A 7840-nucleotide genomic window follows, 5' to 3' on the forward strand; every position below is an offset into this window, starting at 1 on the left:
CGTCCGGGGGGTGGGCGCCGGAATCAGCGCGGTCTTCGCCGAACAGGGGGCGACGGTGGTGACGTGCGCGCGACGCGCGGTCGAGGGCCTGCCCTATGAGTTCCACGCCTGCGATGTGCGTGATGAGGACGCGGTCGCCCGGTTGATCGACGCGATCGGCGAGCGGCACGGGCGTCTCGACGTCCTGGTCAACAACGCCGGCGGCTCGCCATACGCGCTCGCCGCCGAAGCGACGCATACCTTTCATCGCAAGATCATCGAGCTCAATCTGCTTGGTACCCTACTGGTTTCGCAACGGGCTAATGCGCTGATGCAGCAGCAGCCTAACGGCGGCTCGATTGTCAACATCTCGTCCGTCAGCGGGCGCAGGCCGTCACCGGGCACCGCGGCGTACGGCGCGGCGAAGGCAGGCGTCGAGAACCTCACTGCGACATTGGCGGTCGAGTGGGCGCCCAAGGTACGGGTGAACGCATTGGTGGGTGGCATGGTCGAGACCGAGCAAGCGGAATTGTTCTACGGCGATGCCGAGTCGATCGCCCGGGTCGCGGCCACGGTGCCTCTGGGCCGGTTGGCACAGCCAGCCGATATCGGTTGGGCAGCAGCGTTTCTGGCGTCTGACTTGGCGTCGTATATCAGCGGGACGACGATTGCGGTCCACGGCGGCGGGGAGCCGCCGCCGTACCTCGCCGTGTCGAGTGCCAACAAGTAAAGGAGCAACGGGTATGGGTTTGGTCGACGGCCGGGTGGTCATCGTCACCGGGGCGGGCCGCGGTATCGGGCGCGCCCATGCGTTGGCGTTCGCCGCCGAGGGTGCACGAGTGGTTGTCAACGACATCGGGGTCAGCTTGGACGGCACGGGTGAAGGCGAGAGGAGCCCAGCGCATGCCGTCGTCGAGGAGATCGAGGCTGGCGGGGGAGAAGCTGTCGTCAACGGCGACAACGTGGCGGACTGGGACGGTGCTGCCCAGCTCATCCAGACCGCGGTCGACACCTTCGGCCGGTTCGATGTGTTGGTCAACAACGCCGGCATCGTGCGCGACAGGATGATCGCGAACACTAGCGAGGAAGAGTTCGACGCTGTCATCGCCGTGCACCTCAAGGGCCACTTCGCCACGATGCGACACGCCGCGTCCTATTGGCGCGGGCTGGCCAAGGCCGGCGAATCGGTCGATGCCCGCATCATCAACACCAGTTCCGGCGCGGGCCTGCAGGGCAGTGTCGGGCAGGGCAACTACTCGGCCGCCAAGGCCGGTATCGCGGCGTTGACGCTCGTCGGCGCCGCTGAAATGGGTCGTTACGGTGTGACCGTCAACGCGATCGCACCGTCAGCACGCACCCGCATGACCGAGACCGTCTTTGCCGAGATGATGGCCAAACCCGACGAGGGCTTCGATGCCATGGCGCCGGAAAACATTGCGCCTCTGGTGGTGTGGCTGGGCAGTCCCGAGTCCCGCGACGTCACCGGCAAGGTATTCGAGGTCGAGGGCGGCATCATCCGGGTTGCCGAGGGTTGGGCGCATGGGCCACAGGTCGACAAGGGCGCGCGGTGGGATCCCACCGAACTCGGGCCGGTGGTCAGTGATCTGTTGGCCAAGTCCCGGCCGCCCGTGCCGGTATACAGCGCTTAGCCAGCCGCGCCGGTCGGCTCGCAGACCACCAGCGAGATCATCCGGTCGGTGGCCTCGCGGTAACCCTTATACGGCGGATACATCCGGATTAGCGGCGGCCAGTAGTGATCCGTTCCTCGTCGGTGGCGTCACGTGCCACCAGCTTCAAATGCTCATCGCGAATCTGGACTTCGACTTTGGGATTTGACTCCAGGTTCAAGTACCACCCCGGGTTCTTGGCTCGGCCTCCGAAAGAGGCCGGCACTATCACTCGGTCACCGTCGCGCAGGTAGAGCGTTGCGGCGGTCCGCGGCTGGCCGGACTTGCGGCCGATCGTCGTCAGCAGTGCCGCGGGGAACCACAGCAGCTTTGCACCGAGCTTGCCGTTGGTCCGCCGATACACCCAGATGTGGGCGCGAGCGAAATACTTCAGCAACAGCGCCAGCAACGTTGAGTTACGAATCCACCGTCGCTGCGTCATGCCGCAACCGTAGTTAGGGCTCGCATATGACGATCGGAATTTTCCGGTCGGTCCAGGACTGGTAGTCCTCGTAGGAGGAGTACATCTCCACCAGCCGCGGCCAGTACTTGGCGCGCTCTTCTTCGGTGGCGTCGCGCGCGGTCAGGTTGAGCACTTCTTTCTTGATCTGAACCTGCACTTTGGGATTCGCCTTGAGGTTGAGGTACCACATGGGGTTCTTCTCGCGCCCGCCATGCGATGCCACCACCAACACGCGGTCGCCATCCCGCAAGTACAGCAGCGGACTTACCCGTGGCTGACCCGTCTTGCGGCCAGTGGTCGTCAACAGCGCAACCGGCGCTCCCTGCAGGAACTTGCCGCCGATCCTGCCGCCGGTCGCTTTGTACAGCCACGTGTTGATTCGTGACATCCATTTGATGACGACGCCCGTGCCGGCGGAGTTAAGTGCGCGTGGGGGAGCGGTCATTGGGAATCCCTCCGTTGATGGCCCGGCTTCTCCTCGGGCCTATTGGCCCGCTTCGTCACCGGGCGCGCTTGATGAAGGGGCGAAGCTGCGCCCGGATGTGGTGGATCTTGCCATCACTTTCCGGAATCAGGAAAGTCTCGTCGACGTGGGCGCACACCCGCCGCCCAGCCAGCGACGGCTTGGTGATCACGTCGAACCGCGCGCGCACAAGGTCGCCGTTGACGCTGAACTCCGGCGGGGTGGTCGCCGCGATGAGCCGGAACTGCGGCCCGCGATTGAGGCTGCGACGCAAGTGATTCCCGGAAAACCCGGTCCGCACACCCTGCTCGATGCGCACACAACCGGGAGCGAACGGAACCGAGTCGGCGTCATGACTGACCAGCGCGTCGATATAGGCCTGCGCGGCCGCGATGCGGTCCTCGTCCGAAACCGCGGGCACTAGATCCGCTCGATGATGGTGCCTGTCGACAGAGCACCGCCGGCGCACATCGTGATCAGCGCGGTGCTCTGGTCGCTGCGCTCCAACTCGTGCAGCGCGGTGGTGATCAACCGGCTCCCCGTGCAGCCCACCGGATGACCCAGCGCAATTGCGCCGCCATTGACATTCACCCGGGCCATGTCGGGGTTGTGCACGCGTGCCCAGGACAGCACTACCGACGCGAACGCCTCGTTGATCTCGACCAGATCGATGTCGCCGATCTTCATGCCGGCCTTTTCCAGCACCTTCTCGGTCGACTGCACCGGGCCGTCCAGGTGGTAGTAGGGCTCGGCGCCGACCAGGGCTTGGCTGACGATCCGCGCCCGCGGACGCAGACCGAGTGCCTTGGCCTTCTCTTCGTCCATCCATAGCACTGCGGCCGCACCGTCGGAGATCTGCGACGACGTGCCCGCGGTGTGAATGCCGCCCTCCAGCACCGGCTTCAGCTGGCTCAGGCCCTCCAGCGTGGTGTCGCGCAGCCCCTGGTCGCGGGTCACCGTGTGCCGCTCTCCTGTCGGCTGGTGCTGCTCGTCGAGTACTGGCGCCTCGATCGGACTGATTTCCCGGTCGAAGCGGCCCTCTTCCCAGGCCTGCTTGGCCTTCTGCTGAGACGCGAGGCCGAACTCGTCGATGTCTTGGCGAGTAATGCCGCGCCGCTTGGCGATCCGCTCGGCGGCTTCGAACTGGTTGGGCAGGTCGATGTCCCACGACTCGGCCCGCCAATTGCGGTCCGGGCCCGCATTGGCACCCAGCCCCACCCGGCTCATCGCCTCGATACCGCAGGCGATGCCGATGTCGATCGCGCCGGCAGCAATCAAACCCGCGACCAGGTGGTTGGCCTGTTGGCCGCTGCCGCATTGGCAGTCGACCGTGGTGGCGCCGACATGCTCGGGCAAGCCCACGGTCAGCCACGCCGTGCGGCTGATGTTGTTGGACTGCTCCGCGTACTGGGTCACGCAGCCTCCGATGACCTGCTCGACGTCGCCGGCGTCAAAGTCGGTCTCCAGGCCGGCTTTCTCGACCAGTGCCTTTTGCACGGCGCCCAGCAACTCGGTTGCATGCAGACCTGACAACCATCCGTTGCGTTTGCCTATCGGGCTGCGGGTGGCTTCAACGATTACCGGGTTACCCATGCGGCCAGGCTAGAACACGTTTCATTACTCTGACAAGCGACGATGCTTTCGCGCCTTTCGTCTGCGGTAGAGGCATGTTTTACTGGCACTAGAACACGTTGTAATGAGGAGCTCAGCGATGCCTAACGTCAATCTAGCCCCCGGGTTCGACTTCCTGGATCCCGACCTGAACCTCAGGGGTCTGCCGGTCAACGAGTTCGCCGAGCTGCGCAAGGCTGAGCCGATCCGCTGGATAGAGCAGCCCCCCGGCAAGGGCGGCGGCTTCCACGACGGGGGCTACTGGGCGATCACCAAGCACAAGGACGTCAAAGAGGTGTCGCTGCGCAGCGACATCTTCTCCAGCTACGAGAACTGCGTCATTCCGCGATTCCCCGACGACATGCCGCGCGACGGCATCGACGTGCAGCGGTTCGTCATGTTGAACATGGACGCTCCGCACCACACCCGGTTGCGCAAGATCATCTCCCGCGGCTTCACCCCGCGCGCCATCGGCCGGCTGCGCGACGAACTCAACCGCCGGGCGCAGAACATCGCCAAGACGGCCGCCGCCCACGGGCAGGGCGACTTCGTCGAGCAGGTGTCGTGCGAGCTACCGCTGCAGGCCATCGCCGACCTGCTCGGGGTGCCGCAGGACGACCGGGACAAGTTGTTCCGTTGGTCCAACGAGATGACCGGCAACGAGGACCCCGAGTACGCCGACATCGACCCTCGGGCCTCGTCGTTCGAGTTGATTCAGTACGCCATGCAGCTGGCAGCCGACAAGGCCAAGAACCCGGGCGAGGACATCGTCACCACGCTGATCAACGCCGATATCGACGGCGAGAAGCTTTCCGACGACGAGTTCGGTTTCTTCGTGGTGATGCTCGCGGTGGCCGGCAACGAGACCACCCGCAACTCCATCACCCACGGCATGATCGCGTTCTCGCAACATCCCGACCAGTGGGAGTTGTTCAAGAAGGAACGCCCGGAGACCGCCGTCGACGAAATCGTCCGCTGGGCCACCCCGGTCACGTGCTTCCAGCGCACCGCGCTGGAGGACTATGAACTGTCCGGTGTGCAGATCAAGAAGGGCCAACGGGTGGTGATGTTCTACCGTTCGGCCAATTTCGACGAAGAGGTCTTCGAAGACCCCTACACCTTCAACATTCTCCGGGATCCCAACCCGCACGTCGGATTCGGCGGCACCGGTGCGCACTACTGCATCGGCGCTAATCTCGCCAAGATGACGATCAGCCTGATCTTCAATGCGGTCGCTGACCACACGCCCGAGCTCAAACCGATCTCGGAGCCTGAGCGGCTGCGTTCCGGTTGGCTGAACGGCATCAAGCACTGGCAGGTCGACTACACCGGCAAGTGCCCGGTCGCGCACTGATGGACTTCTCGCTCGACTCGGCGCAGCAAGCTGTCGCCGATGTCGTTACGTCGGTGCTTGAACGTGATGCGAGCTGGCAGGCGCTGATCGACGGCGGTGTGACCGCGCTGCCGGTGCCGGAACGCCTCGGCGGCGACGGTGTCGGCCTGGCCGAGGTCGCGACGGCGCTGACCGAGCTGGGCCGTCATGGCGCCATCACCCCGGCGTTGGCCACCTTGGGATTTGGCGTGGTGCCGCTGCTGGATTTGGCCTCCGATGCGCAGCAGGACCGCTACCTGGCGGGCGTAGCCAAGGGCGCAGTGCTGACCGCCGCATTGAACGAACCCGGCGCGGCCCTGCCCGAGCGGCCGGCGACGAGGTTCGTGCACAGCCGAGTGTCGGGGACCAAAGTTGGCGTGGCATATGCCGAACAAGCGCAGTGGATGCTCGTCACCACCGACAGCGCCGTGGTCGTGGTGTCGCCGAAGGCCGACGGTGTCGAGCTGGTCGGCACCCCGACATCCAACGGCAGCGATGAGTACGCCGTCACGTTCACCGACGTCCAGATTCCGGACGAGGACGTGCTGACCGGCGCGACGGCCCATCGAGTCAATCAGTTAACGCTGGCCATGATTGGCGCCTACGCCGACGGGCTGGTGGCCGGGGCGCTGCGGCTGACCGCCGACTACGTGGCCAATCGGCACCAGTTCGGCAAGCCGCTGTCGACGTTTCAGACCGTCGCCGCGCAACTCGCCGAGGTCTACATCGCTTCGCGCACAATCAATCTGGCTGCTAAGTCAGCTGTTTGGCGGCTGGCCGAGGGCCGCGACAATGATTTCCGGGCCGACGACGACCTCGACGTGCTGGGGTACTGGATCACATCTCAGGCGCCGCCGGTGATGCAGACCTGCCATCACCTGCACGGCGGCATGGGCATGGACATCACCTACCCGATGCCCCGGTACTACTCGACCATCAAAGACCTGACCCGCCTGCTGGGTGGGCCCTCGCATCGCCTCGATCTCGTGGGGATCGCAAGCGCGGCTCAGCCGGGCGCGGCGGGTCCCCGCCCAGACGACCTCAGCGGAGCGCAATGTTCATCGACCTGACGCCCGAGCAGCGCCAGCTGCAAGCCGAGATACGACAATACTTTTCCAATTTGATCTCGCCCGAAGAACGGAAGGAGATGGAGGCCGACCGCCATGGCAAGGCCTACCGCGCGGTTATCCGTCGGATGGGTCAGGACGGCAAGCTCGGTGTCGGATGGCCGAAGGAGTTTGGCGGCCTCGGCTTCGGTCCGATCGAGCAGCAGATCTTCGTCAACGAAGCGCATCGAGCCGACGTGCCATTGCCCGCCGTGACGCTGCAAACAGTGGGTCCTACCCTGCAGGTATACGGCAGCGAGATGCAGAAGAAGAAGTTCCTGCCCGCGATCCTGGCTGGCGAGGTGCATTTCGCAATCGGCTACACCGAGCCCGAGGCGGGCACCGACCTTGCATCGTTGCGCACCACCGCAGTTCGGCATGGTGACGAGTACATCGTCAATGGGCAGAAGATCTTCACCACCGGCGCCCACGACGCCGACTACATCTGGCTGGCGTGCCGCACCGACCCGGAAGCGGCTAAGCACAAGGGGATTTCGATCCTTATTGTCGACACGAAGGATCCGGGCTACTCGTGGACACCGATCATCCTGTCCGACGGTGCGCACCACACCAACGCTACGTACTACAACGACGTCCGTGTCCCCGTGGACATGCTGGTCGGCGAGGAGAACGACGGGTGGCGGCTGATCACCACGCAGCTCAACAACGAGAGAGTGATGCTCGGTCCGGCCGGTCGGTTCGCCGCCTTCTACGACCGGGTGCACGCGTGGGCATCCAAGCCGGGTGGTGACGGTGTCAGTCCGATCGATCACGACGACGTCAAACGCGCGCTTGGTGAGATCCATGCGATCTGGCGCATCAACGAGCTGCTCAACTGGCAGGTAGCCGCCGCAGGTGAGGACATCAACGTCGCCGACGCTGCAGCGACCAAAGTCTTTGGTACCGAGCGGGTTCAGTATGTCGGCAGGCTCGCTGAAGAGATCGTCGGCCGGTTCGGCAACCCCGCTGAACCAGAGACCGCCGAGCTGCTGGAGTGGCTGGATGTTCAGACAAAACGCAACCTGGTGATCACGTTCGGCGGCGGTGTCAATGAGGTGATGCGCGAAATGATCGCGGCCGCCGGTCTCAAGGTTCCTAGGGTGCCGCGATGACGGGGGCGAGCGACATCCGGGAGGCGGTCGCGCAGGTCAAGGCGGCCGGGCGCAGCAAGCCGCGAGC

Annotated in this window: 8 protein-coding genes and 2 pseudogenes (2 of these 10 only partly in view); 6 read left to right on the top strand and 4 right to left on the bottom strand. The window is 64.8% G+C overall.

What is annotated here, in order from left to right:
- Together ACFE99_RS03735 and ACFE99_RS03740 are read left to right on the top strand one after the other, a co-directional pair.
- Window positions 1-709: pseudogene (locus tag ACFE99_RS03735) on the top strand (SDR family oxidoreductase); it begins 70 nt to the left of the window's first position.
- Window positions 710-722: 13 nt separating this feature from the next.
- Window positions 723-1628 carry an SDR family oxidoreductase gene (locus ACFE99_RS03740; RefSeq protein WP_375482538.1) on the top strand — a complete coding sequence of 302 codons (906 nt, stop codon included), beginning with the start codon at window positions 723-725 and terminating at the stop codon, window positions 1626-1628.
- On the opposite strand, the pseudogene ACFE99_RS03745 reads toward ACFE99_RS03740, so the two are convergent.
- The 4 genes and pseudogenes from ACFE99_RS03745 to ACFE99_RS03760 all read right to left on the bottom strand — a co-directional run bounded on the left by ACFE99_RS03745 (window position 1625) and on the right by ACFE99_RS03760 (window position 4165).
- A pseudogene (locus ACFE99_RS03745) lies at window positions 1625-2088 on the bottom strand (nitroreductase family deazaflavin-dependent oxidoreductase). The gene ACFE99_RS03740 and the pseudogene ACFE99_RS03745 sit on opposite strands and share 4 nt — an antisense overlap.
- Window positions 2089-2101: 13 nt before the next feature.
- Window positions 2102-2554, bottom strand: coding sequence for a nitroreductase family deazaflavin-dependent oxidoreductase (locus ACFE99_RS03750; protein ID WP_375482540.1), 453 nt, complete (start codon window positions 2552-2554; stop codon window positions 2102-2104).
- 55 nt (window positions 2555-2609) lie between these two features.
- Window positions 2610-2993 (bottom strand): hypothetical protein, encoded by a 384-nt coding sequence (locus ACFE99_RS03755; protein ID WP_375482542.1) that lies wholly within the window; start codon window positions 2991-2993, stop codon window positions 2610-2612.
- Entirely contained in the window at window positions 2993-4165 is a 1173-nt protein-coding gene (locus tag ACFE99_RS03760) for a steroid 3-ketoacyl-CoA thiolase (RefSeq protein ID WP_375482544.1), read from the bottom strand. Before ACFE99_RS03760 ends, ACFE99_RS03755 begins: the two co-directional genes overlap by 1 nt.
- 118 nt (window positions 4166-4283) lie before the next feature.
- On the opposite strand from ACFE99_RS03760, the gene ACFE99_RS03765 reads away from it, so the two are divergent.
- The 4 genes from ACFE99_RS03765 to ACFE99_RS03780 all read left to right on the top strand — a co-directional run.
- On the top strand, window positions 4284-5537 hold the full coding sequence (locus tag ACFE99_RS03765) for a cytochrome P450 (RefSeq protein ID WP_375482546.1): 1254 nt from the start codon (window positions 4284-4286) through the stop codon (window positions 5535-5537).
- Window positions 5537-6625, top strand: a complete 1089-nt coding sequence (locus ACFE99_RS03770; RefSeq protein ID WP_375482548.1) for an acyl-CoA dehydrogenase family protein — start codon at window positions 5537-5539, stop codon at window positions 6623-6625. Before ACFE99_RS03765 ends, ACFE99_RS03770 begins: the two co-directional genes overlap by 1 nt.
- Window positions 6610-7773, top strand: coding sequence for an acyl-CoA dehydrogenase FadE29 (gene fadE29 / locus ACFE99_RS03775; RefSeq protein ID WP_375482550.1), 1164 nt, complete (start codon window positions 6610-6612; stop codon window positions 7771-7773). Before ACFE99_RS03770 ends, fadE29 begins: the two co-directional genes overlap by 16 nt.
- Window positions 7770-7840: part of a MaoC family dehydratase N-terminal domain-containing protein coding region (locus ACFE99_RS03780; RefSeq protein ID WP_375482552.1), annotated on the top strand (this coding region is incomplete at its 3' end). Its footprint extends 529 nt past the window's final position; the window shows 71 of its 600 annotated nt. The genes fadE29 and ACFE99_RS03780, both read left to right, overlap by 4 nt.

Source organism: uncultured Mycobacterium sp. (assembly GCF_964249325.1).
Lineage (GTDB): Bacteria > Actinomycetota > Actinomycetes > Mycobacteriales > Mycobacteriaceae > Mycobacterium.